Annotated in this window: 16 protein-coding genes; 11 read left to right on the forward strand and 5 right to left on the reverse strand. The window is 69.7% G+C overall.

Features of this window, described 5'->3' with window-relative positions; genetic code table 11:
- Together ACWC94_RS40815 and ACWC94_RS40820 are read left to right on the forward strand one after the other, a co-directional pair.
- Positions 1-258 (forward strand): multicopper oxidase domain-containing protein (locus ACWC94_RS40815; protein WP_450802661.1); only part of this gene is annotated, 258 nt, incomplete at its 5' end.
- A 295-nt stretch (positions 259-553) separates the two neighbouring features.
- Positions 554-2,137, forward strand: a complete 1,584-nt coding sequence (locus ACWC94_RS40820) for a class I adenylate-forming enzyme family protein (protein ID WP_450802663.1) — start codon at positions 554-556, stop codon at positions 2,135-2,137.
- A 253-nt stretch (positions 2,138-2,390) separates the two neighbouring features.
- Here ACWC94_RS40820 and ACWC94_RS40825 read toward each other — a convergent pair whose 3' ends face one another.
- The gene (locus ACWC94_RS40825; RefSeq protein WP_450802664.1) at positions 2,391-3,899 is read right to left on the reverse strand and encodes a serine/threonine-protein kinase; all 1,509 of its coding nucleotides are present in this window, start codon (positions 3,897-3,899) and stop codon (positions 2,391-2,393) included.
- A 424-nt stretch (positions 3,900-4,323) separates the two neighbouring features.
- On the opposite strand from ACWC94_RS40825, the gene ACWC94_RS40830 reads away from it, so the two are divergent.
- Positions 4,324-5,130 (forward strand): hypothetical protein, encoded by an 807-nt coding sequence (locus tag ACWC94_RS40830; protein WP_450802666.1) that lies wholly within the window; start codon positions 4,324-4,326, stop codon positions 5,128-5,130.
- The gene (locus ACWC94_RS40835) at positions 5,127-7,487 is read left to right on the forward strand and encodes a bifunctional polysaccharide deacetylase/glycosyltransferase family 2 protein (protein ID WP_450802668.1); all 2,361 of its coding nucleotides are present in this window, start codon (positions 5,127-5,129) and stop codon (positions 7,485-7,487) included. Before ACWC94_RS40830 ends, ACWC94_RS40835 begins: the two co-directional genes overlap by 4 nt.
- Positions 7,488-7,637: 150 nt before the next feature.
- Here ACWC94_RS40835 and ACWC94_RS40840 read toward each other — a convergent pair whose 3' ends face one another.
- Positions 7,638-8,231: a TetR/AcrR family transcriptional regulator gene (locus tag ACWC94_RS40840; protein ID WP_450802695.1), complete on the reverse strand. Its 594-nt coding sequence runs from the start codon at positions 8,229-8,231 to the stop codon at positions 7,638-7,640.
- A gap of 241 nt (positions 8,232-8,472) precedes the next feature.
- Here ACWC94_RS40840 and ACWC94_RS40845 point away from each other — a divergent pair, with 241 nt between their 5' ends.
- Both ACWC94_RS40845 and ACWC94_RS40850 read left to right on the forward strand, forming a co-directional pair.
- Entirely contained in the window at positions 8,473-9,618 is a 1,146-nt protein-coding gene (locus ACWC94_RS40845; RefSeq protein WP_450802670.1) for an FAD-dependent oxidoreductase, read from the forward strand.
- A 350-nt stretch (positions 9,619-9,968) separates the two neighbouring features.
- Entirely contained in the window at positions 9,969-11,582 is a 1,614-nt protein-coding gene (locus tag ACWC94_RS40850) for a phospholipase D-like domain-containing protein (RefSeq protein WP_450802672.1), read from the forward strand.
- A 170-nt stretch (positions 11,583-11,752) separates the two neighbouring features.
- Here ACWC94_RS40850 and ACWC94_RS40855 read toward each other — a convergent pair whose 3' ends face one another.
- Both ACWC94_RS40855 and ACWC94_RS40860 read right to left on the reverse strand, forming a co-directional pair.
- The gene (locus ACWC94_RS40855; RefSeq protein ID WP_450802674.1) at positions 11,753-13,051 is read right to left on the reverse strand and encodes a phospholipase D-like domain-containing protein; all 1,299 of its coding nucleotides are present in this window, start codon (positions 13,049-13,051) and stop codon (positions 11,753-11,755) included.
- 711 nt (positions 13,052-13,762) lie between these two features.
- Positions 13,763-14,155: a hypothetical protein gene (locus tag ACWC94_RS40860; protein WP_450802676.1), complete on the reverse strand. Its 393-nt coding sequence runs from the start codon at positions 14,153-14,155 to the stop codon at positions 13,763-13,765.
- 502 nt (positions 14,156-14,657) lie between these two features.
- On the opposite strand from ACWC94_RS40860, the gene ACWC94_RS40865 reads away from it, so the two are divergent.
- The 4 genes from ACWC94_RS40865 to ACWC94_RS40880 all read left to right on the forward strand — a co-directional run bounded on the left by ACWC94_RS40865 (position 14,658) and on the right by ACWC94_RS40880 (position 18,754).
- A complete protein-coding gene (locus tag ACWC94_RS40865) occupies positions 14,658-15,743 on the forward strand; it encodes a sugar ABC transporter substrate-binding protein (RefSeq protein ID WP_450802678.1) in 1,086 nt (361 codons plus the stop codon).
- A 33-nt stretch (positions 15,744-15,776) separates the two neighbouring features.
- On the forward strand, positions 15,777-16,559 hold the full coding sequence (locus ACWC94_RS40870; RefSeq protein WP_450802680.1) for an ATP-binding cassette domain-containing protein: 783 nt from the start codon (positions 15,777-15,779) through the stop codon (positions 16,557-16,559).
- Complete coding sequence (locus ACWC94_RS40875; protein WP_450802681.1) at positions 16,556-17,827, forward strand: sugar ABC transporter permease; 1,272 nt, start codon at positions 16,556-16,558, stop codon at positions 17,825-17,827. Before ACWC94_RS40870 ends, ACWC94_RS40875 begins: the two co-directional genes overlap by 4 nt.
- 258 nt (positions 17,828-18,085) lie before the next feature.
- Positions 18,086-18,754, forward strand: a complete 669-nt coding sequence (locus ACWC94_RS40880; RefSeq protein WP_450802682.1) for a hypothetical protein — start codon at positions 18,086-18,088, stop codon at positions 18,752-18,754.
- A 290-nt stretch (positions 18,755-19,044) separates the two neighbouring features.
- Here the strand turns inward: ACWC94_RS40880 and ACWC94_RS40885 are convergent, their stop codons facing one another.
- Entirely contained in the window at positions 19,045-23,109 is a 4,065-nt protein-coding gene (locus ACWC94_RS40885; protein ID WP_450802683.1) for a hypothetical protein, read from the reverse strand.
- Between the two features lie 799 nt (positions 23,110-23,908).
- Between ACWC94_RS40885 and ACWC94_RS40890 the strand changes: the two genes are divergently transcribed.
- Positions 23,909-24,532 (forward strand): hypothetical protein, encoded by a 624-nt coding sequence (locus ACWC94_RS40890; RefSeq protein ID WP_450802684.1) that lies wholly within the window; start codon positions 23,909-23,911, stop codon positions 24,530-24,532.
- The last annotated feature ends 185 nt before the right edge of the window (positions 24,533-24,717 follow it).

Raw genomic sequence — 24,717 nt, forward strand, 5'->3', positions numbered from 1 at the left:
CTCACGGAACTCAGGCGTGTACGTCCGTTGCTTGGACCCCATGAACCTCAACTTCCCCTGCATTCACGGACTCCACGCTACGAGGGGAGGGACACCCAGCCCACCGACGCCGGCTGGAAGGACACGGTCGACGTCCGCCCGTACGAGGTCGTCGACGTACTGGTCCGCTTCCACGGCTACCGCGGCCGGTACATGCTGCACTGTCACAACCTGGAGCACGAGGACATGGCGATGATGGCGAACTATGAGGTGGTGTAAGCAGTGCGCACAGCGCCGGGTACCGGGGTGCTGGTTCCCCCGTCGGCGTGTGCGAGTCGGCGTCCTTCGGCTCCCTCCTGTGGGAGCGTTTCCCCGCCATGATGACGGGCGTTCGGTGCTCTCTCCCAGGTCCTCAACTGGCCTGTGAACGCCGAGTTTTCATCCAGGCCTGGGCGTCGTGCTCCGCCCAGCCGGTGGCTGAAGGTGGCTCTCGTGAAGCCCCGGCTCTCGAGCGGCGTGTTTGGATGTGTTGGTGATCGTTAACGCACAGGAAACATCCGAGCCGCGGACGTACGTGGACCGTATTCTGGAGCACTGGTGCAAGGACGAGGACACTGAGGCGCTCGTCCAGGGGGCGCAGCGGCTGACCAGGGGGCAGGCTCGGCGGCGGCTGTTCAGGTTGGGGCATGCGCTGCGCGGGCAGGGGCTCGCGCCCGGCGACGCCGTGGGGTTGTTCCTGGCCAACCGTGTGGACTCCGTCCTGGTGCAGCTTGCCGTGCATCTCATCGGTTGCCGCGTCGTGTTCCTGCCGCCCGAGCCAGGGGCCGGTGAGCTCGCCGCGCTGGTCGAGCAGTCCCGGGCCCGCGCCGTGGTCACCGACCCGCTCTTCGCGGAACGGGCCGCCGACGCGGCCGGCCGCAGCGTCCACGCCCCCGTACTCCTCAGCCTCGGGCCGTGTGAGCAGCGGTGCACGGATTTGCTGGCCCTGGCGGCCGAGTGCCCGGCCTCGCGTCCCGACGGCGTGCCCGCCCCGGGAGCGGACGAAGCCGTCACCGTCCTCTACACCGGTGGAACTCTGGGCCGCCCCAAGCTCGCCGCGCACAGCCACCGGCTTTACGACGCGCTGGTGGATCTGGTGGAAGACGCCCCGCGCAACTCCCGCCCCGCGATCTTCCCGATCATGGACCAGGGCACGGACAGGGTCCTCGCCTCCACGCTGCTCACGCACGGCAGCGGCCACCTCACCTCAATCCAGGCTCTGGTGACAGGGTCCGTCCTCGTGGTACTGCCCGAGTTCGAAGCGGGCGCGGCGCTGACGGTACTGCGCGAGGAGCGGATCACGGCCACCATGTTCGTACCGCCCATGCTGTACGCGGTTCTCGACCATCCGGAGTGCGAGCCGGGTGCCCTTCCCGCGCTGCGGCGGATCGTCGTCGGTGGCGCGGCCACGTCGCCCAGCCGGCTGCAGCAGGCGGTCGAGGTGTTCGGGCCCGTGCTCAGTCAGGGTTACGGGCAGTCGGAGGCGCTTGGTATCACCGCGTTCCGTGCGGAGGACCTCGCCTCGGAGGGGGCCCGCCGCCCCGAGCTCTGGCGCAGCTGCGGTCGCGTGATTTCCGGCGTCGAGATCGAGATCCGTGGTGAGGACAGCGCGGCAGCACTGCCTGTCGGGCAGGTCGGCGAGGTGTGCGTGCGTGGCGAGACGGTGATGCTCGGCTACTACGAGGACCCGGAGCGCACCGCGGCGGCGCTGCACGACGGCTGGCTGCGCACCGGGGACATGGGTTATCTCGACGCCGAGGGGTACCTCTATCTCGTCGACCGGGCCAAGGACATCATCGTCACCGGCAGTACCAGCGACAACGTCTACTCCAGGGTCCTGGAGGATTTCCTGCTCACGCTACCCGGTGTGCGCAACGCGGCGGCGCTGGGTGTGCCGGACGAGGAGTACGGGGAGGCCGTGCAGATCTTCCTGGTCACGGCCGAGGGTGCCGACATCGACCCGGAGGCGGTCGGTGCGGCGGTGACCGCCGAGTTGGGAGAGTTGTACACGCCGCGGAAGACGGTACTGCTGGACCTCCTGCCGACGACCAAGGTTGGCAAGGTGGACAAGAAGGCGCTGCGCGCCGCGTGGACGAGCGGGGCCTTGGACACGCCGTAGGCTCCGTGGGACCTGGGACGCCGCCGTCCGCGAGGCGCTGCGGGGCGGCCGAACCATACGCCGCGGCAGGGCCATTCGGTACGCGTCACCGCCCGCTCGCACTCCCCCGGGCCGTGGACCAGCAGTGCACCGCCCTCACCGGCGGACACCTTCACCCCGGCTGGGCGCAGGGCTGCCGCACATACGCCGACCAAATGGCCACGGCATTGTCCTGAGGGGTCGACAACCGCCGCCTACGGGCCGTAAGTGTCGTCTATGACCGCAGGCGGAGTCCCTTGACGGCGGTGTCGAAGACCGGCCGGTACTGGTTCCATTGGTCGTTCGGCGCGGAGAGGAAGATGACGTACTGGGTGCCGTCGGTGCCGCTGAAGGCCAGCTCCACTGCCCGGTACTCCCGTACTCTGCCCTGGAACGTGAACTCCCAGTAGCCTGCGGGTCGGCTCCGGAACGTCGTGGCGGCCATCCTGACCCGTTCGTAGCCCGGGTTGTCGCGGCGCGTCTGGGCCTCTTCGGTGTCCTTCCAGTGCTGGAGGGGATCGCCCCCGGCGAACTGGACGACATCGATCCTCAGGCCGGCCAGCCCGGAGATGTAGGCGATCTCACCGCCGGGCATGTTCTTGGGAGTCCAGCCGTCGTGTATGGGGACGGAGACGCCCGGGGCCGCCTGCTCGAGGTGGTATCCGCCGGGAAGCGGTGGCGGCGAGGGGGAGGAGGCACCCGGGGTCGGCGAGGCGCCGTGCTCCGACGAGCGGGCGCTCGGCGAAGCGTCACCGGTCCCGCGCCAGAGTAGGCCGCCCGCCACGGTGCCCGCCACCAGTAGCGTGGAGACGACGACCCACAGCGTCATGCGCCGGCCTCGCTTGCCGCGCCGCCGTGCAGGAGTCGCGGGGTTGTCCGTACGCGTCTGCGTCCGGGTGGGCGAGCCGAGCGGGGCCGTGCCCGCTTCGGCTGCCCGGCTCAGGAGCCGTTCGGCCTCTTGGGCGTTCATACGCTGGTCGGGGTCCTTCACCAGCAGGCCCTCGATCACCGGGGTGAGGTGCCCGGCGTTGCTCACGGGAGGGCACTCCTCGGTGGCGATGGCGTACGCCGTCTCGATCGGAGTAGGCCGCTGGAACGGGGACGACCCCTGCACCGCCTGGTACAGCGTTGCTCCGAGGGCCCACAGGTCGCTCGCGGGACCAGGCTCGGCGATCCCGGAGCGGAGGCGTTCCGGCGCCAGGTAGTGGATCGAGCCGACCAGTTCGCCGGTCTTGGTCAGCGACGGCGTTCCGGGCTCGACGGCGATCCCGAAGTCGGTGAGGACGATCCGTCCGTCGTGTCCGAGCAGTACGTTGGCGGGCTTGATGTCCCGGTGCAGGACTCCGACGTCGTGCGCGGCGCGGAGCGCGGCGGCCATGGCGCGGCCGATCCGGGCCGCCTCTGCGAGTGGGAGCGTGCCCTGCCGCTTGAGCACGTCGCTCAAGGTGACCGAGGGTATGTGCTCCATGACGATGCACGGCAGGCCCTCGTCATCGACGACGTCGTGCACCACGATCACGTGGGGATGGGTGATCCGGGCGGCACTGCGGGCCTCCCGGCGGGTGCGCTCGTGGAGCCGCTGGACGTCGTCGTCGTACAGGTGCGGCGGAACATGCAATTTCTTGACCGCGACGTGCCGGCCGAGCAGTTCGTCCTCGGCCCGCCAGACGGTACCCATCCCCCCGCGGCCCACACGTTCAACCAACCGGTATCGGTTGGCTATGAGCCGACCCAGATCCGACACCGGGTACCTCCACGCTCCTCGCACGCCCGTGCGTGCCCGACATTTGCGGAAGCACCCTAACCCGTGCCGGCGACAGGACTTGCCCGGCGCGGGATGCGGGGTCCCGCCTTGTGCGCAGGTCGTGTAACAGCCGCCCATGAATGACTGCGGCGACGGCCGACTTCGACGCGCATGGGGATCGCGTCCGGGACGAACTGCTGCCGCGCTACGGCGGCGTGCTCTCGGAGTCCGGGAGGTGGGGCGTCTTCGCGGCGGCGCACCAGGAACCGAGGGCGTTCTCCGCACATACGTCCGAGTGCGGGAATTGCGGTGGTGAAGTGGATGCCCGAGGCGTGAGGTGTGCGTGAGGTGTAACGGTTTCGGCCCGCCGCGCTCTGTCCAAGCGGGCGGCCGCACCGGCCGACCAGGACAGGGGACACGACTCGTGCAGTGGACGAACGGAAACGGCGGAGGGTACGGCGAGGATCCGTGCGCAGGCACCGGGTACGCGTATGCCTACGGCCACGAGGGGTACGGCCACAACGGGTACGGCGGCGAGGGCTACGGCCGTGAGGCGTACGGCGGCGACACGACCGCACTGCCCTGGAGCCCGGCGCAGCCGGCACAGTGGGCGCAGCCGCACCCGACGGCGTGGGACACGGCCGGCGGTCCGGCGTGGGACGCCGCCCACGGCGGCGTCCTCACCGCGACCGTCCCGGAGACCGACACACAGCCCGTCCCCTTCGTGCCGGTGCCGGCATTGGAATCCGAGCCGGACGCGCACGCGCCGGAGAGCGAGTCGGCGCGGCCGGTCTTCGTGGACGCCTCGGGGCGACGCCAGCGCCGCGTGATGCGCGCCGCCCGGTTGCTCGTGATCCCCGCCGGCGGCTATGTCGCCCTGCTGGTCAGCACCGTGCTGGGCGGCCCTGGAGTCAGCGCCCCCTTCGTCCCGCAGCCGGATGCCGCGCACCGGGCGACACCCCGCGTGACCACCTCCGACTCCCCGTCCGGCCCCGGCCATTCCGCCGGGCGGGCGGGCTCCGCCGCAGGGCACGCCGACTCCGGTCCCACGGCGCGGCGGACCTCCCCGCCCGTGCGGCCGACAGCCTCGACCGCTCCCGCGACCACCGCGCCGGCCATCAGGGCCACTCCCCCGACGGCCACCGCCAGTCCGATCCCGGCCTCCTCCTCCCAGGGGCGTGCCCTTGGGACGTCCCACAAGCCTGTGAAGCGACCCAAGGCCCTGACGTGACCGATCGACGCCGTACCGCTCCCGCCCGCCGCCACGGCCGTACCCGCCAGGTCACCCCCCGCACCCACTGGCTGCTGCTGAGCGTGCTCGCGGTGACCCTGTCGACGGCCCTCCTGCTCCACGGCTACACCCACCACATGTTCGGCATCACCTCGGACGACGTGACCGGTGTCCGTGGACGCAGCGAGGCGGTACCCGCCCAGGTGACCGACGGGGGTCCGGTGATCGCGAACGCCGCCGGCGCCGTGCACACCGCCCGGCCCCAGTACCGCACCATCGCCCTCACCTTCGACGACGGCCCCGACCCCGTCTGGACGCCGCGCATCCTCGACGTGCTGCGCCGCAACCATGTGCGCGCGACCTTCTTCGTCGTCGGAACCCAGGTGGTGGCCCACCCGGAACTGGTCCGCCGGATCGTCTGCGAGGGCCACCAGATCGGCATCCACACCTTCACCCACCCCGACCTGTCCCGCCTCGCCCCGTGGCAGCGTTCCCTGGAACTGCAGGAGACGCAGCTGGCGGTGGCGGGCACGGCCGGGGTCACCACCGCGCTGCTGAGGCCGCCGTACTCCTCGGAGAACGACGCGCTGGACGACGCCGACTGGGATGTCCTCAAGCAGGCCGACTCGGCGGGTTATGTCACGGTGCTCTCCACCCAGGACGCCGAGGACTGGCAGCGCCCCGGCGTGGACCGCATCCTCGGGAACGCGACCCCGCACGGCCACGCCGGGCAGGTCCTGCTGATGCACGACGCCGGCGGTGACCGTTCCCAGACCGTCGCCGCGCTGAACACGCTGATCCCCCGGCTCAAGGCACAGGGGTTCCGGTTCGCGACGGTCGGCGCCGCCGTCGGCATGGCCGGCCCCGTCCAGCCCGCCGGACTGGGCGAGCATCTCCGGGGGATGGCCCTCGTCACCGTGTTGCAGGCCGGCGACTGGATCGTGTGGCTGCTGGGCGTGCTGATGTACGCGGCCGGAGCGATCAGCGTGCTGCGCGCGGCGGTCGTGATGATCGCGGCTCGCCGGCACCGACGGCTGCGCGGGACGGGGCGCCCGGGCAGGTCCTGGGGGCCGCCGGTGACGGAACCCGTCAGCGTCATCGTCCCCGCGTACAACGAGAGCGCCGGAATCGAGGCGGCCGTACGCTCCCTGCTCGCCTCGGACCATCCGGTGGAGATCATCGTGGTGGACGACGGTTCCACCGACGGCACCGCCGACCTGGTGGAGTCGCTCCGCCTGCCGGGGGTGCGGGTGATCCGGCAGGAGAACGCGGGCAAACCGGCCGCCCTCAACACCGGGCTCGCCGCGGCCTCCTGCGACCTGGTGGTCATGGTCGACGGCGACACGGTCTTCGAGCCGGACACCGTCCGCACCATCGTGCAGCGCTTCGCCGACCCCCGCGTGGGTGCGGTCTCGGGCAACGCCAAGGTCGTCAACCGCGGTGGCCTGCTCGGCCGTTGGCAGCACATCGAGTACGTCGTCGGCTTCAACCTCGACCGCCGCCTGTTCGACCTCGCCGAGTGCATGCCGACCGTGCCGGGGGCGGTGGGCGCGTTCCGCCGCCGGGCGCTGCTGGCCCTCGGCGGCGTCAGCGACGTCACCCTCGCCGAGGACACCGACCTCACCATGGCGCTGTGCCGGGCCGGCTGGCGCGTGGTCTACGAGGAGGGCGCGGTGGCCTGGACCGAGGCACCCGCGTCCCTGGGTGCCCTGTGGCGGCAGCGGTACCGCTGGTGCTACGGCACCCTCCAGGCGATGTGGAAGCACCGCGGCGCGCTGGTCCAGCGCGGCGCCGCCGGCAGGCTCGGCCGCCGCGGCCTGGTGTACCTGCTCCTCTTCCAGGTCCTGCTTCCCCTGCTCGCGCCGGTCATGGACATCTTCGCCCTGTACGGCCTGGTCTTCCTGGACCCGGTCCGGATCACCGCCCTGTGGCTCGCCTTCGTTCTCCTGCAACTGCTGATGGGCCTGTACGCGTTCCGCCTGGACGGAGAACGCCCCGGTTCGCTGTGGAGCCTGCCGCTCCAGCAGTTCGTCTACCGCCAGCTCATGTACCTGGTGGTCATCCAGTCCCTCTTCACCGCCGTGTCCGGCTCGCGCCTGCGCTGGCAGCGCATGGAGCGCTACGGCAGCCTGCGGCCACCGGCGGGAGCGGAGCCCTCCTGGGACGACGGCACCGCGGGCGCTGAGCAGCCGGAACCGTATGAGGCCGCTCAGCAGCCGCAACCGTACGAGGACGTCACCGATGCCGGACCGTACCCAGCCGTCCCGGGACCCGGAGCGTACGGGGCTCACCCGCAGCCCTGGTCCTACGCTGCCCCTCCTCGGTCCGCGCCCCACGACACCACCCGCTGGTACTGAGAGTTGTGCACGGTTCCGCATGGCCTGGTCACCCGCGCAATCCGCCGCCACCACCCATGGCTGGGGTGGGGCCGTTGCGGCACAAGCAGCACCACGTTCGGGGAATAACGACTGGGATCAGAAGGACGGGTCCGGGAAACGGTCCAGGTGCTACGGCGCGGGCGGCTTGCTCGGCGGCTCCCAGCCGCGGGTGAGGATGTCGAAGATTGTCTCGATGGCGGCCCGGCGGTCCTGCCGGCCGCGAGCGAGCACCGGGATCTCGAGTACGAATCGGGCAAGAGCCACACATGCGAGGTTGTCGTGTTCCACGCCGAACTCGTCGGCGATGACTGCGCTGAGGCCGTCGGTGTACCGGGTCCACATGCGTTCGGCGTAGGCGCGCAGCACCGGCGTTGAGTTCACCAGGTTGAGGAACTCGGCCGCCTGAGGATGTGCCTCGATCGACGGCCATGTGTCCAGGAAGTGCTGCCGAAGGGCATCGAGGATGCTCTGACCGGAGCGGCGCTGCCGCACCGCAGCGATCAGCTGTGCCTCCCGGTCTTCGTCCTGGTCGAATACCAGCGCTTCCTTGCCCCTGAAGTGCTTGAACACCGTAGCGGTCGACACGTCGGCGGCGTCGGCGATGTCACGGATGCTCACCTGATCGTAGCCGCGCTCCAGGAAGAGTCGCAGTGCGGCGTCGGCGATCGCCTGCCGGGTGGCCGCCTTCTTGCGGTCGCGGCGGCTGACAGAGGGCACGGTCATGACTACAGCGTACTCGATAGTCGAATCAGTCACTAAGTAGAGTCGTTGCACTTTTCGACTCGCTCTGATTCCATGAAAATGCGCGAGCACCTGAGCGGCACGTCCTCGTCGGCCTGGTCACCGCCCGCACCGCGCCGATCTGTTCACCTGAGAGGCCCTCCGCGGGGCACATCCGGTGCCGGTGCTGAGGTCGACAACTCCCGGCCTGCTCGCCTCTCCTCGCCGACCGAAAGGGACAACCATGAACTCCCCAGCACCCGCCCGGGCGCGCATCAGCATCATCGGTGCCGGCCCCGGCGGACTGACCTGCGCCCGCATCCTCCAGCAGCGCGGCATAGCGGTCACCGTCTACGACCGCGACCGGGGCCCCGACGCGCGCAACCAGGGCGGCACCCTCGACCTGCACGCCGACAGCGGTCAGCTCGCCCTGCGCGAAGCCGGTCTGCTCGACGAGTTCTTCGAGCTCGCCCGTCCCGAAGGGCAGGAAATGCGGCAGATGGACCCGACCGGCACGATCAAGTCCCATGAAGTCCCGGCGGCCGACGAACTCTTCAAGCCGGAAATCGACCGTGGCCAGCTGCGCAACCTGTTGCTCGACTCCCTGCAACCGGGAACTGTGCACTGGGGCCGCGCCCTCGACACGATCAGTGGACCCGACGACGGGCCGCGGCAATTGCACTTCACCGACGGCACGACCATCGAGACCGATCTGGTCATCGGCGCAGACGGCGCCTCCTCCCGGGTACGCCTGGCCGTGTCCCCCGCCGTCCCCGAATACACCGGGGTGAGCTTCCTGGAAGCATGGTTCTCAGACGTGGAGAACCGGCACCCGGACATGGCCGAGCTGGTCGGCCAGGGCAGCGCCCACGCAGCCGACGGCGAGCGCGCGCTGTTCGCCCAGCGCAACAGCGGAGACCACATCCGCGTCTACGTCATCCAACGCGTCCCGGTCGACTGGATCAGCATGAGCGGCCTGACAGTCGAGGACACCGACGGCATCCGCGCCCTGCTCCTGGGCGAGTTCGCTCGCTGGTCGCCCCGCATGTGCCGGATGATCACCGAGAACGACGGCCCCTACGTTGACCGCCCGATCTTCGCCCTCCCGGTCCCGCACACCTGGGAACACAACCCGACGGTGACCCTGCTCGGAGATGCCGCCCACCTCATGCCCCCGCTCGGCGTCGGCGTCAACCTCGCCATGCTCGACGCCAGCGAAATCGCCCTCGCTCTCGCGAACGCCACCACCGTCGCCGACGCGATCCGCACCTACGAGAAGACCATGCTCCCCCGCTCCACCGAGACGGCCAAGGCCCTCGAAGGGGGCGCCGAACACCTGCTGTCCCCCGACGTACCCGACTTCGGCAGCGACAACGACCCCCAGCACTGAGGACTGACCGGGGTCTTCAGCGGTCGCCAGCAGATGATGGCGACGGCGCCGGAACCAGTGCAGCAGCGCGATGGCGCCCTCTACGACCCAGCGGGGGACTCCGAGGCAGGATCCGTGTTCGGCGCCGCGTCGGGCGATGACCGCGGTGATCTCGAGCCGGCGGACCCTGTCGCGGTAGACGTCGGGGCGGTTTCCACTGGTCAGGGTCACCGCCAGAGGATGCCGTCCGCCTCGACAATCACGTGGTGCTTGCTGCCGGCCTCGCCCCGTCCACCGGGGAGCCACGGATTCGGATACCGAGACAGGGCGACGGCCGGAGACATGAATCTACCGTCTGGTAACTTCTGCGGATGATCTTTTCGTTACGCTTGGCCCGTCCGACGCGTGCCGCACTGATATCCGCTCTCGCCCTGACCGCGCTGCCCGCCGCGCCCGCTACCGCCGCCGATGCGGCGACCCCGCATCTCGACGCCGTGGAGCGCACGTTGCGCGAGGTCTCGCCCGGCCTCGAAGGAGACGTATGGGAGCGGACGACCGGTAACCGACTCGACGCCGGGGCAGACGACCCCGCCGGCTGGCTGCTCCAGACACCCGGCTGCTGGGGCGACGCCGGCTGCGGGAACCGCGCCGGCACCGAGCGACTGCTGGCCAAGACGACCGCGAACATTTCCCGGGCGACGCGGACCGTCGACATCTCCAGTCTCGCGCCCTTCCCGGACGGCGCCTTCCAGGACGCCATCGTCGCGGGCCTGAAGTCCTCGGTGGCCTCCGGGCACAGGCTCAAGGTCCGGGTCCTGGTCGGAGCCGCGCCCATCTACCACATGAACGTGCTGCCCTCGAAGTACCGAGACGACCTGCGCGACAAGCTCGGCCCGGCCGCCGACGCCATCGCGCTGGACGTCGCCTCGATGACCACGTCGAAGACCGCCTTCTCGTGGAACCACTCCAAACTCCTCGTCGTCGACGGCGAGTCCGTGATCACCGGTGGCATCAACGACTGGAAGGGCGACTACCTCGACACCGACCATCCGGTCACGGACGTCGACCTCGCCCTGACCGGTCCCGCCGCCGGCACAGCCGGGCGGTACCTGGACCGGCTGTGGAGTTGGACCTGCCGTAACAGGGGCAACATCGCCAACGTGTGGTATGTCGCCTCGAACACAACGGACTGCATGGCCACGATGGAGCGGGACACGACCCCCCGCCCCGTGCTCACCACGGGTGACGTGCCGGTCATCGCCGTCGGCGGACTCGGTGTGGGCATCGAGGACACCGATCCCGCCTCGACCTGGCGACCGGTCCTGCCCGCCACGTCCGACACCCGGTGCGTGCTCGGCCTGCACGACAACACCAACGGAGACCGTGCCTACGACACGGTCAACCCCGAGGAAAGCGCACTGCGTTCACTGATCTCCAGCGCGACCCGTCACATCGAGATCTCGCAGCAGGACCTCAACGCGACCTGCCCGCCACTGCCCCGCTACGACATCCGCGTCTACGACGCCCTCGCCGCGAAGCTCGCCAACGGCGTGAAGGTGCGGATCGTCGTCAGCGACCCCGCCAACCGCGGCGCCATCGGCAGCGGAGGCTACTCGCAGATCAAGTCCCTCTCCGAGATCAGCGACGTGCTGCGCAGCCGACTGACCCAGATCACCGGTGACGAACCCAGCGCGACCGCGGCGCTCTGCTCCAACCTGCAGCTCGCGAGCTTCCGCAGCTCCCCGAGCGCGCGGTGGGCCGACGGACATCCCTACGCCCAGCACCACAAGCTGATCTCGGTCGACGGCTCGGCCTTCTACATCGGCTCGAAGAACCTCTACCCCGCATGGCTGCAGGACTTCGGATACATCGTGGAGAGCCCAGGCGCCGCCCAGCAGCTCGACGCAGGGTTGCTGAGCCCTCAGTGGACCCACTCCAAGGAGACCGCCACGGTCGACTACGAGCGGGGCCTGTGCCACATCTGAAGCCCCCGCACGCAGTGGTCGATGCGGGCGGGGACCCTGTGCGGCGTATGTCCGTTCGCGGGCGATCAGACTGTTCGTCTCCTTTCGAGCAGTGGTGAGGAGGCGGGCTTTCGCCGCTCGGTGGCTGGTGATGACGACGGGTGGTTACCGTCCAAGCCGAGGAAGCCTCGTCAACCGCCGCAGGCGGTGCGAATCCTGTAAAACGTGCTCAAATACTGTGAGTGATAGGACGCGTCGGCAATCCGTACGAGCGCCTCATCGGCCGAGCGCAGGGACGACCCGGTCAGATTGGCGCTGCCCGTGTAGACGCGTGGTGTGGTGTCGCCGTCGTAGGACCCGTCGATCAGGATCTGTTTGTTGTGCGGACGGACGTCGATTCCGGGGCCGTTGGGAATACGGCACCGCCGGTGCTGGATGCCGGCGGTGTCCAGCTTGGTGGTGATCGTGCTGTCGCTCTCGGCGTAGATGATGTCGATCCAGCAGCCCTTGCCGCGCAGCTGGGCCAGCTTGTCGGCGACCTGGACGCGCGAGCCGTAGAAGCTGTACACCACGATGCGGATGTCGCTCTGGTGCTGTAGCCCGTCCGTGCCGGTGTAGGCGCAGCTGATCTCGTTCAGCGCGTTGACCACGGTGTCGGTGGCCGGGTTGTAGTACGAGGTGTCACCGCGCGGGAAGAAGAAGCCCCGGTAGGTCGAGCCGGCCGGGGTGGAGAAGTACGCGTTGTTGTTGCCGCCTGCGAGGGTGCGCCCGTGGCGGAGTTGCTCGTGGTACGAGGCGTAGCCGTCGTAGACGGCGGCGTCCGTGAAGGTCACGGCGTCGTTGAAGGACTCGACCTTGTACCAGTCGGAGAGGTTCGAGGAGGTCTGGAAGACGACCTTCGAGTAACTGGTGCCGTCGTCGAAGGGACCGATTCTCGAAAAGATGAAGAACTTGTTGTGGTTGTAGGCCGGTTCGGGGGGAGCGACGCTCAGGCAGCCGCGCTGGACGTCATCCACTCCGTCGGCGTCCTCGAACATGTCGTCGCAGACGACGATCCAGGAGCGGGCGGCGTCATTGGTTCCGAGACCGGACCTGAGGGACTCGAAGGCCGGGTTGCCGTACTCAGCGCCGTTACTGTCCACATAGGTCGAGTCATCGACGATGATCTTGACGTTGACGCCGCGCCGGTCGGCGGCGAGCAGCGCGGCGGCGACCTCTTGGTCCTGGAACTCGTACATCGAGCCGCGGATCTCCGCCCCGGCGGGCGTCGCGTCGATCAACTGCACGAGTTGGGTGAAGATTGCCTTCTGCTGCGTCGGCGTGCCCAGCGGGTCGTTGAACACAGGTCCGTTGACGATCGGTTTGCTCAGCGCGGCGGCGGGTGTCGCGCCACCGAGAAGGACGGCGGCCACCAGGTGCAGGACAACGGCGATGGGCGGCAGCGTACGTCGGTAGCGGGCCCCGCGAGGGCACACAATCGAACGGGGCATCGTCGCCCTCCTTGAGGCGGGTGTCCGGACGAGTCAGGCATGAACAGCGCAGTCGGTCGGCGCATGACATGACATGGGCACGCGATCACGCGAGCAGCAAGATCACTTCGTGTTGCAGGGTCCCAGTAAGCCACTGCGAGCAGGGCAATCGCGGCATTCGGTGCACCGGTCCCTGCAGGCCTACTTCCGATGGCGCAACGCCCACGGACAGCCACCGCGCCCGCCGAGACCGTATGAACGGGTTGAGGGACTGCCGGTCGGAGAGGTGGTCACCCAGAACCTCCGTGCCAGGCCGTACGCGGTCCAGCCTCTCGGGGTTCGCCGCTTCGCTCTGAGCCGTACACAGTGCGCCACTCGACGCCACGGGACGGCATCGCGGCCGGTGGCTGCGCTGTTGAGCAGCTCAACGGCCGCCCGGTCGGCGTAGCCGAGGGCGTGGTGATGCCGGGCGTTCGTCGGCCGTGGCCCGTGACGGGCAGCATGGCAGGGATCTGTGTGAGTACCTCGCGGTCGTATGTGCCGGCTCGGCGGAGTTTCGCGGGGACTGCATGCCGCCACATGGCCTCTTCACTGATGCCGTCAAACCCCGATACCCCGATACCCCGATACCCCGTGGATCGGGGAGCTGGACATGGTGTGCCTCGCGGCGTGTCTTCGGTCGTCCGGCGACGGGGGCGCCACTCCCCCACCGCCGGAAGGTTCTGGGCTGGGTCATTGGGCCAGGACCGTCGTGTCCGACCCGGACGAGCCGCCAGGGGATGCGGCGGCCACCTGCCGGTCCCGACCGGCCTGAGTGAAGGCTTCGATGTCGGGATGCCAGATGAAGGCCGCGCCCGCGAAGGCGTCGCAGGTAGCACCGTTCAGATCGTCGGGAAACGACGGGGCGACGACGGCGGCGCCGAGTCCTTCGTCCTGGACGAGGTCGGCGTCATGCCTGATGGCGGTCCGCGCGTGGGCCACGCACGCCCCCGCGGCTGCCGCGCCGGGAATCATCCGCACCCACTGCGTCGGCCAGGTCCTCGCCGACGCACCGAAGAACGTCGCCCAGGCTCTGCAGGCGATGCGCGATGAACAGGTGGAGCGGGCCCGTGCGGTGGTGGACACCGTGGTGGCTCTGCATCGGTAGCCGCACCACCGCACCGGGTGGATGCATACCTGGTGCGGTGGTGCACACCACCCGGGGGTGCGCATCGCGCATCCGGTGCGCGCCACCGCCCGCCGCGCCGATGCCACAGCTCTGGCTGGGCACCTCGCCCCCTCAGGGATCCACTGGGCTCGCAGGTCACCGCGGCCGATGCCAGACTGACGACGTGGCCGTCTTGTGGCGTGGCCGGGTGAGGAGGCCGGGTATCGCCATACGCACTGAGAGAGACGCCGGTGCCCGCGGGCGGGACGACCGGCCTGGTGCGGGTACGGCGCCGCGCATGCGCGCCGTCCGCGCCCCTGAGCGGGCGGCCGAAGGGGCACAGAAGACGCGCACACCGCTCCTCGCCAGGTCCGCCCACCGGGAGGCCATCCCCACGGAGCGAGTCGGTCCACGGCCGCCCCGACCTGCGGACCCTGCTCGGGCCCCACCCTAGAGGCACGGCTCAGGGAGGTCTCTCACATGAAGACCTTCATACGGGACGCTGCTATCGCCGTGGTCGCCATGTCGATGGCTCTTGCCGCCTGTGGACAGGGGGGCGGGACCGGCGTCCACGCCGGAAGCGGCCCGAGGATCGGTCTGCTGCTGCCGGATGCCATCACGTCCCGCTGGGAGTCCAAGGACAGGCCTCTCCTGGAGGAGAAGATCAAGCAGTTGTGCGCCGACTGCACGGTCGAGCACGCCAATGCCAACGGCGACGTGGCCGCCCAGCAGCGACAGGTGGACTCCATGATCACCAAAGGGGTCGATGCACTGGTACTCGTGGCCGTCGACGCCAGCGCGCTCAGCGCCGCAGTCAGGAAGGCGCACGACGCGGGCGTCCCTGTCATCTCCTACGACCGCCTCGACGAGGGCCCGATCTCGGGCTATGTGTCCTTCGACGGCCAGGAGGTCGGCAGGCTCCAGGCGAGGGCGCTGCTGGAGGCCATGGCCCATCGGGCAGTCGGTGATCAGATCGTCATGATCAACGGCGATCCAACCGACCCCAACACCCTTCTGTTCGAAGCAGGCGCCCTGTCGGTGCTCAGGGGCAAGGTCAAGATCGGCAAGACGTACGACACGCCCATGTGGCGTTCGGACATCGCCAACATGAACATGTCCGGCGCCATCGCCGACCTCGGCGCCCGCAACATCGACGGCGTCTACTCCGCCAACGACGCCCTTGCCTCCGGCGTCATCTCCGCCCTCAGAGCGAACAAGGTCTCCCCGCTTCCCCCCGTCACCGGCCAGGACGCCGACCTCGGGGCTGTGCGCCGCATCGTCGGCGGCGAACAGTACATGACCGTCTGGAAGCCCAACAGCGCCGAGGCCTCCGCGGGCGCCGCCATGGCCGTGGCCGCGGCCCGCGGCGAGAACCTCCACCGCCTCGCCACCGGCACGGTGCGCACCCGCGGCGGGAACGTGGTTCCGGCCGTCCTGCTCACCCCCGTGTCAGTGACCGTCGGCACCATCAAGGGCACCCTCGTGAAGGGCGGCGTGTACACGGTCGAGCAGATCTGCGTGCCCCGGCTCAGAACGGCCTGCCACCGGGCCGGACTGACCGGATAGGCCGGTCCCCCACAGCCGGGCCCGGGGAAGGAGATGGTTTCCGTGTCGGCTCCACCACTGCTGGCGCTGCACGGCGTGTGCAAGCGCTTCGGCGTCGTTCAGGTCCTCACCGACATCGAACTGAAGATCCGCGCGGGCGAGGTCGTGGCGCTTCTGGGGGACAACGGGGCCGGCAAGTCCACCCTCGTCAAGGTGATCTCGGGCGTGGCCCCCGCGGACTCGGGCGTCATCGAATGGGAGGGCCGGGCGGTCCACATCAGGCGTCCCCAGGACGCCCGGGATCTCGGCGTCGCCACCGTCTACCAGGACCTCGCCCTGTGCGGCAACCTCGACGTCGTCGGCAACCTGTTCCTGGGGCAGGAGATCAGCAGGCTCGGCTTCCTCGACGAAGCGGAGATGGAGCGCCGTACCCGTGACCTCCTGAAGCGCCTGGCGACGGGCCTGCCCGATCTGCGCTCCCCCGTCGTGGCCCTGTCCAGCGGCCAGCGGCAGACGGTCGCCATCGCCCGCTCCCTCCTCGGCGACCCCCGGGTACTCCTCCTGGATGAGCCGACGGCATCCCTGGGCATCGAACAGACCGCCGAAGTCCTGGAACTCGTCGACCAGCTGCGTGACCGCGGCATGGGAGTCCTCCTCATCAGCCACAACATGGCCGATGTCAAAGCCCTCGCAGACCGGGCCGCGGTGTTGCGGCTGGGCCGCAACAACGGCTTCTTCAACGTGAACACCGCGTCCCAAGAAGAGATCATTTCCTCCATCACCGGGGCCACGGAGAACGTTCCGCACCGGATGGCCCACCGGGAGGTGGACTGGTGACACAGGACCGCAAGAAGACAGACAACAGGCAGGCCGCCCCCGCCGCCGAACCCCGCCGACCCGGGCCCGGGCGGAAGATCGTCCGTGTGGTGGAGGGCTGGGCCGCCGTGTCCCGGCACAAGTTCATCGCCGGCGAACTGGGCTCGCTCCCGGTCATCCTCGTCCTCCTCGCGGTATGGGTCATCTTCCAGTGCCTCAACCCGAACTTCCTCTCACCCCGGAACCTGTCCAACCTCAGTGTGGACATCGTGGGTACGGGTCTGATCGCGGTCGGCATCGTCTTCGTGCTGCTGATCGGCGAGCTCGACCTGTCGGTCGGTTCGATCAGCGGTCTCGCGGCAGCCGTCTTCGCCGTGCTGAGCGTCAACAACGGCGTCCCCGAATGGCTCGCCGTCATCCTCGCGGTGCTGGTGGGCACAGCGGCCGGCACCATCCAGGGTTTCTCCTTCGCCAGGACCCGCGTGCCCGCGTTCGTCGTCACGCTCGCGGGGCTGCTGACCTGGAACGGCGCCATGCTCTACGTCCTCGGCACCAGTGGCACCATCGACCTCGACTCAAACGGCCTCGTCGCCAAGCTGACCAGCTACTACTTCAGCAACACCGGCGTCGCCTACGGTGTGGCGGCGCTCGGCGCGGGCCTGCCCTTCGTCATCTCCTACCGGACCAGGAGCCACCGGCGGGCCCTGGGCCTGCCGCACCGTTCCCTCTCCGAGCTAGGGGTGCGCACGGGAGCCCTCACGGTGATCGCGTTCGCCGCCGCGTACGTGCTCAACCAGTTCCACGGACTGCCACTGGCCCTCCTGATCTTCCTCGTCGTGGTGGCCGGGCTGGACGTGCTCCTGCGCAGCACGTACCTCGGACGACGGGTCTACGCACTCGGCGGCGGTGTCGAGGCGGCCCGCCGCGCCAGTATCGGCGTGGTGCGGGTGCAGACCGTGGTGCTCGCGGTCTCCGGCACGATGGCCGCGATCGGCGGCCTGTTCCTCGCCTCACGGATCACGTCGGTCAGCCAGTCCTCCGGCTCGGGCGTCCTCTTGCTGAACGCCATCGCGGCGGCGGTCATCGGCGGCACCAGCCTGTTCGGGGGACGCGGCACGACCTGGTCCGCGGTGCTCGGCGCGCTGATCATCCAGTCGATCGCCTCGGGCATGGCGATCACAGACATCCCGGTCGCCGTCCAGTTCGTGATCACCGGCGGGGTACTGTTCGCCGCCGCGGTCATCGACGCACTGTCGCGCCGCTCCCAGGAGGCGCACGGCCGGGCCTGAGCAGTCCGTTCACCCGGCCCGCGCTGCCCGACAGGGAGGTGGGCCTCAGGAAGCCGACCCTGCTGGTAGGGCGCCGCTAGGCCTGGCGTTCGGATCAGGCCGGCTGTGAGGTGGCGCGGTTTGATCAGCGCTTTGTGGCACGCGAGGGAGTGCCCTTCCGGACGGCGCTCCAGGGCCACACCGTCGAGCGGACCGACATGGACGGTGCGGTCACCGTCCATCCCCTGCCGACGGAGGAGCGGATGGCAGGCTTACGGCGTGCTGATCGAGGGATACAACGGCGGCCCGCTGGTCGACGGAGAGCCACTGGTAGACCGTCCGGGCTTCTGGTCGAACCACCTTGGGGGCCCGTGTTGTCGTGATGCGGGTGCTGAGCCGGAGTGGTTCGGCGATGACGGAGCTGATGCCGACGCCATGTCCGAGGTGCTCAGGGACCCGGAACGGTGGCCGGTGTTCCGGATACCGGTTGAGGGTGGGTACGAGGCCGTGGCGGTCTACCGCAATCTTGTCGGCGACTACGGAGTCGACTACTTGTTTACGCATCCGAGCTGGAGCAGTGCCCAGCAAATCGCCAGCTGGGAGGCGGACTTGCATGGAGACACACTGACGTGGCGTGAACTCATCCGCATCGTCGACAGTCCGAGCTCCATAGCCGAAGGGATCGAGGACCCACCTGCCCGACTCCTGCTGCTGCTTCCCTTGCTCACCGAGCATGCCCTGCCGGATGAGGCAGCTGCGACGCTCACCACCGCTCTGATTGCTGTAGGAGCCTCTCGGGACACCGCCCCGATCACGGCACAGCACCTGCTCGAGCACTCAGCAGGGAGCGCATGGCATGACCCCACGTGGGGCTCGCCGCTCAGTGGCAGCTCAAACCGTCCTAGCTCTACCGTAAGCGGAGTCCTGGCGCGCCTGGGTGTCATCTGAGAGCACTCGATCCTCGACCGTCTCGGTCCACGCCTCGCGCTCCGGCCACGACGACAGGCCGAACACCGGCTCGTCCGCGAAGGACACTGCGGCCGGCCGGCGCCGTACGGCCGACGGTGAGGGCCTGCTCGCCGAGGCGGCGGCGCACCTCGAGCACCGCCGTGACGGCCGTCGGCAGCGCGCCGGTCGGGAAGGCGCCGAGCCGATCAGCGTGGACGGCGGCCGCGGCGAGAGGGAACGCGGCAAGCTCCGGCCGGCCCGGACCGCGGACACGACATCCTCCCGTGCCCCTACAGGGCTACGCCCTCCCACGCCCGCGAGAACAGCACCGGCAGCGGGGCGGAGGGCACCGCGGTCAGGTGTGATGTCGACCGGTGCTCCCTGGCCAGGGGCAGCAGGCCGAGCTTCGACGCCTCGATCGGGAGGCGAGGCGGCTTCCGCTCCTGCCAGGCGCCCGGCAGGAAGAGGGAGCGGCCCGCTCGTGACCGGAGGGCACGCAGCACTCGGCCCGACGCGTGCAGCTCGGTCTCCGCTTTTTTGAAGCGGCTGGGCTTCCAGCCGGTCCACGCCTTGACATTGCGGTCCGACGGGTCCGGCAGCGCCAGCAGCATCAGGTAGAGCGACGCGGCGTCCTTGCCCAGCCCGAAGGCCTCGGCGCAGTCCTCGACAAGATGCGGCACGGACCGCGCGGGGTCCTGTTCCCAGCCCGGGCGTCGCTCGCCGTCGGTGAGCAAGTGCGCTCCGAGCGCGGCGAAATCACCGCTCAGCAGCAGCCGCAGGTCCGCGACGGCGGGCAGTCCCGAGGGGCTGGGCAGCCACTGAGAGGGCAGTACGGAGTCGAGGTAGATGTCCAAGGCGTCCAGCAGAGGATCATCGGGTCCCTTGAGCGCGGCTGGGTCCACACGCAGATGACGCATGTCGTAGGCCGCGTCGGCCACCTCCGTGACCGCCGGATGAGCGGTGAGCGTCTCCGTCGAAGGGGGTGGGCCCATCAGGTAGTTGCTCTGCAGTGAGAAGAGTGTGAGCGGACCGGGGGCCGAGGACAGCTCCTCGCACAGCCGGGATATCGCCGCGCCGGCCGCGGGGCGCGACGGGGCGCCGGCCGGGGTGCGGTAGGCGAGCCAGGCGGCGATTCTCGGCAGGGCCAGCGGGTGCGGTTCGCCCGCCAGGCCCGCGCGGTGGGGAGCCAGGCAGTCCGCCCCGGTGGCAAGCCGGCCGAGGAGGGCGGGCAGCCGCAGGTGGGGCCACCAGCGCCGGTTGTCCCCGCGGGGCTGCCGAGTCATGGCCGCCTCGCCCTGGGGCGGGAGTGTCTCCTTGGCGGCGAGGGGCAGGAGCGCGATGGGTACGGGCAGGGGGCTGCCCAGTTCCGCCAGCCACCACTCGGCGGCCCGGTCCACGTCGGGCCCTGTGGCCCACAGCTGCTCGGGGTCGTCGGGAAGGAGCTTGTCGTAGAACGTCGTGAAGAACCGGGGACCGAGCGCGTCGGTCAGTGCGGCAACCGCTCGTTCCGCCTCCTTGTGCCGGATCTTCCAGGACTCCAGGTCGGCGGAGTAGTGGCCGGAGAGGTAGCCGTCCTCCTCGTCCAGCTGGTACGGCGCACAGGGGACGTGTGCGGTCAGCAGCGCGGTGGCCTCCGCCTGGGAGAGGCCCAGGCGCTCCGCGAAGGCTCGGGCGAGCCCCGGGCGGGCCGGTGCCGGTCCGTGCTTGCGGTACAGCTCGGCGAAGCGCGTGAACCACGCGCCCGGACGCACGGGCTCCAGCACATGGGCACACGTGAGCTTCACGCCTGCGAGAGCCAGTGGGCCGTCCTCGGGGTGGACGCCGTCCAGGGAGTACTCCCACAGTGTGCGCCGGGGGTCCCTGCCTGAACTGGCCAGGACGTAGGCGACGGACGTGTCCGTCCGGAAGACGGTCCCGGGAAGCGGGACGTTGATATCGGTACGGTCCTCGGGAACCTCGCAGTGGACGATCCGCCAGTGGCCCGGCTCACCGGTGACGAAGGGGTGGGCGGCGTACATCATCAGCGACCGGGCCGCCGAGCCGCCCGGCATCGAGGAGACGGCGCACAGAACGAGTGCCGCGGCGCACGCGTGCGTGCGCCGGAACCGGCCGTTGCGTGGCATGCGGTCGAACGTGGTGGTGGCCTGCCCCAGATCACCACCCCAAACGGCCGTGCCCTCCTTCGCGAGCGCCATCATCTGACGGCTCACCTTGTCCTCCGGCTCCTGCGACCCCGCGTCGGCGGTCGGTGACACATCACCCTCGCCAGGGGTGAGACAGCCGGCCAGCCGCGCCAGTCCCGCACGGCAGTTGACGGCCATGACCAGGGAGCGGGCGGCCCGGCTGTGCATCGGCTCGCCCAGTTGCGGCAGCGCTTCCAGGATCGGTCCGCGATTGGGTCCCCGGACACCCTCCCGCTCGACGTAGTAGGGCTGAAGCCTCCCCAGCAGCTCCTCGACCTGCGCACGCGAGACGGTGTCGGGCAACTGGGCCATCAGCAGTGCTACGACGTCCACCGCCGCGAACTCGGCCGCCGCCTGCGCGTCCTTGAGGAGGAGGTCCACCGCCACGCCCACGTGCACGAGCCGGCCGAGCAGCAGGACCAGTTCCTCGAAGTCGAGGCCTGCGCGCAGCTTCGCCCGCTCGCGGCCGAACCAGGCCCGGATCTCCTCGTGCCCGATCGGGTTGTCGAACAGCTCGGGGATCCGCTGCCAGCCCTTGGTCTCGTGCGGCTGGTACCAGCTGTTGGACGCCAGGTCCTTGGTGGTCATCTCCAGGTCGGCTCGCACCCGTGCCCGCAGCTCTCGGGCGAAGCGCTCGTCCGCCTGCAGGTGCTCCAGCTTCGGCCGGTGGCTGAGCTGGATGCGGTACAGCTGCGACGGGCCGAGCAGCTCCGGAGGGTCGGCGACCGGGGCCCCGCGCTCCAGAAGCAGGTCGATCAGGTCGAGGGGTGTCTTACCGTCGGCATACTCGCCGATTCCCAGGTAACGGAACTGCACGGGCACACCGTCGGCAGCCAGCTTCGGCGCGATCCGCTCGGCGATCTCGTACATGACGGGCCAGGGGCCGTTCCTGTCGCTGTTCGACAGGACGCACGCGGACAGCCAGGCGGCGGCTTCGCCGACGGGCAGCCCCGGGACCTGGCCGGTGAGCAGCGCCAGCGCACCGGTGCGTTCCAGCAGCTCCCGCCACACCCTGGAGCTGTCGCCGAAACGCCGAGGACGCAGTCTCAGCACTTGGCGAGCGGCCTCCGGCGTGTGCCTGCCCAGCAGGTCCATGGCCCGGCCCTTGAGGCAGTCGGTCCAGAACTTGTCGTCCGACAGCGAGACACCGCCGACCGCGAACATCTCCCCGAGCAGCGTGGCCAGTTCCCGCTCCGGTTCGAGACCGGCGGCCTTGGCGAGCTTGCGCACATCGACGGCCAGCTGCGGGTACACCTCGGACGACGCCTGGACACGGCGGACCACCACCTGGCGGAACCGCGAGAGATCGGCCTCGGTCGCCTCTCCCTTGACGGCCAGCTCGCGAGCCCAGGCCCGCAGGACCGTGGCGGAGAGAGCCTTGCCCTCGGCGTAGGTGAGGTACCGGCCCAGCAGCCACTCCTTGTCGACCTTGCGCGCCTGCACCCGCTCGGCGGTGCGGGCCCGCCCGAACCAGGCGGCGGCCGTCGCATGCTCGCCCTGCCGCAGGGCGAGGTCGGCCATCTCGTCGAGGAGTGTGATCAGCAGCGCGGGGACCGACTCCTCCATGCCCTGGAGGACACTGTCGACGTCCGCCTTGTAGGCGCACCTCCACTGCTGCGTGCGTTCCTGCAGGAGCAGGAGCTTCTCCGTCGCCGGCTCCTCGAAACCGGGGTGGGCGGCGATGACCCGCTCAGGGAAGGGAAGGGCACCGTCGGAGGGATCCGGTATGCCGGTGGAGAAGCAGCCGTCCGGCTCCCAGTGCTGCCCGCGCATCAAGCGGTCGCGGTACGGGACGAGCTGTTCGGGAAGCACCTGGGTCAGGGTGCGGCCGTCGAACCCGGCGTACGTACGAACCCACAGGCCACCGTCACCCAACTCGTCGGACAGCTCGACGGACTCGGCCTCCAGGGCCTCCCGCCACAGCGGGTCCGCGTCGGCCAGGGCACGCGGCACACGGACCGCGTCCGACGCCCACTCACCCGCCTGCAGACGACATGCCTCACGGTGCTTCCGCAGATGCGTCCGTGCCCCCATCAGGGCTCCGAGCCCGGGAGCACCCGCGATCGCATCGGGGAACTTCTTGAGCCTCCGCCCCTGCGGATTGCGGTAGACGACCTCCAGATCATTCGTCAGTTCCGCGGTGTAGCCGCTCTTTTCCACACGCCTGCCCATGCGCCGGCCTTCCCCCGCACTGCTGGTTCGATGATCACACGCTACGCGGTGTCACTGACAATGCCCCTCAACCGGCCTGCCATCGCAGCCGGCAGACCGGCCGAAGGGGGCGACGGCCCGGACGGGGATCCTCGTCGGTCGATTCCCGCGGCTGTCGGGCAGGACAGCCGAGCGCGCCTGGCGCAAGCCGCCGGTCACGGAACACGGGCCGGTCGTACCTCCGCACCCCAGGCAGCCGACTGTCCCGGCGGCCGACCCCCCGCTTCTCCTTCACCCAACTCCTCGAGCGGCACCAGAAACCGACCCCATGGACCGACGTCCGCTCCTCGCGCGGGGGTATGCGGACCGGGCACCGAACCGAGGTACTCGTGTAGCCGCGTCCAGGAGCGGCCATGCCCGGCAGCATCTGAGCCGGCATTGACAATGCCGGCCTGTGCCGGAGGTCTCCCCGTCCCGGAACGCCGAGCGTCAATGGCCACCTCCAGGAGAGCGTCCGTTAGTTCACGGTGCCCGTCGGCCACACCGCTGAAGGTCCCCAACTGCTCGCCCCACGCCCTTTTCAAGGTTGCGAACGCGATGTCCAGGAGTTCCAGATGCGGCGGCTGCTGAGGCACTGTTGTCCGCGGACGAGCAAGCGACGCTGGTGCGCTGGTCGCCGGGCGAAGTCCTCGCAGGGCCCTCCTGACGGGCGTCGCCTCCGGCCTCGTCAATTGGCCTTTCAACAGCTCCGTGGTGTAGAAAGCTCCGTCGATCAATCATGATCACGTCACCGAGCTCACTCATTCGGGGGAATGGAAGAATGACTTCAACTCGCCGTGTCTTCAGCGCGATTGCGCTTCTCGCCGCCCTGAGCGGCGTCGCCGCCTGCGATCCGGACGACAACACCGCAGGCGCGACCGGGGGTTCCGGCAGCAGCGCAACGCCGTCGAGCGCGCCGTCGGCTACGGCGTCCAAGGCGTCGGACACCGGCAAGACCGGAAGCAGCGACCCGACCGATGACGTCGATGGTGACGGAAAGGGCGGGGACTGCGGCACGCCGCCGACCCTGCCCGCAGGGCACATGAAGTTGAAGGTCGAGCTGATGCGTGACTCCAGTGGCTTCGAGGCCGCGGTGGCCAAGCCGCACTGCACGCCGAACGACTGGATCTACGGCGCCGAGAAGGGGGCTCAGACCAAGCACTACGTCCTTCCCAAGGACGTCAAGGCATATCTGGCCCTGGCTGCCGGCCCCGGCAAGTGGAAGCAGGTCGACCATGAGCAGCTGTCGCTGCACATCGACCGCTGCCTGGCCGAGGAAATCGGGGCTCCCACCAAGGACTACCCCAAGGTGCACGCGCCCTACGGCTGCTTCGGGAATATCTATGAGGTCACGCTGAACGCCAAGGGCGAAGTGGAGACGATGAAGGAGATCTGGAGCGTCTGACGACGCCCGTCAGTCCGGCCGGAGTTCAGGCTCCGGCCGGATCTTCCGGCGTCGCCGGTGCCGAGTGGTGCCGCCGGCTGAACGTGCCCACGCGGACTGGGCGCTGCCGCGGCCGGCGCTGGCGGGCGACGGCCCTCCCGTCATGCCGTCGCATGCCGCAGGTTCATCAGCGCCGACGTTCGCGG

The organism is Streptomyces sp. NPDC001135 (assembly GCF_053598395.1).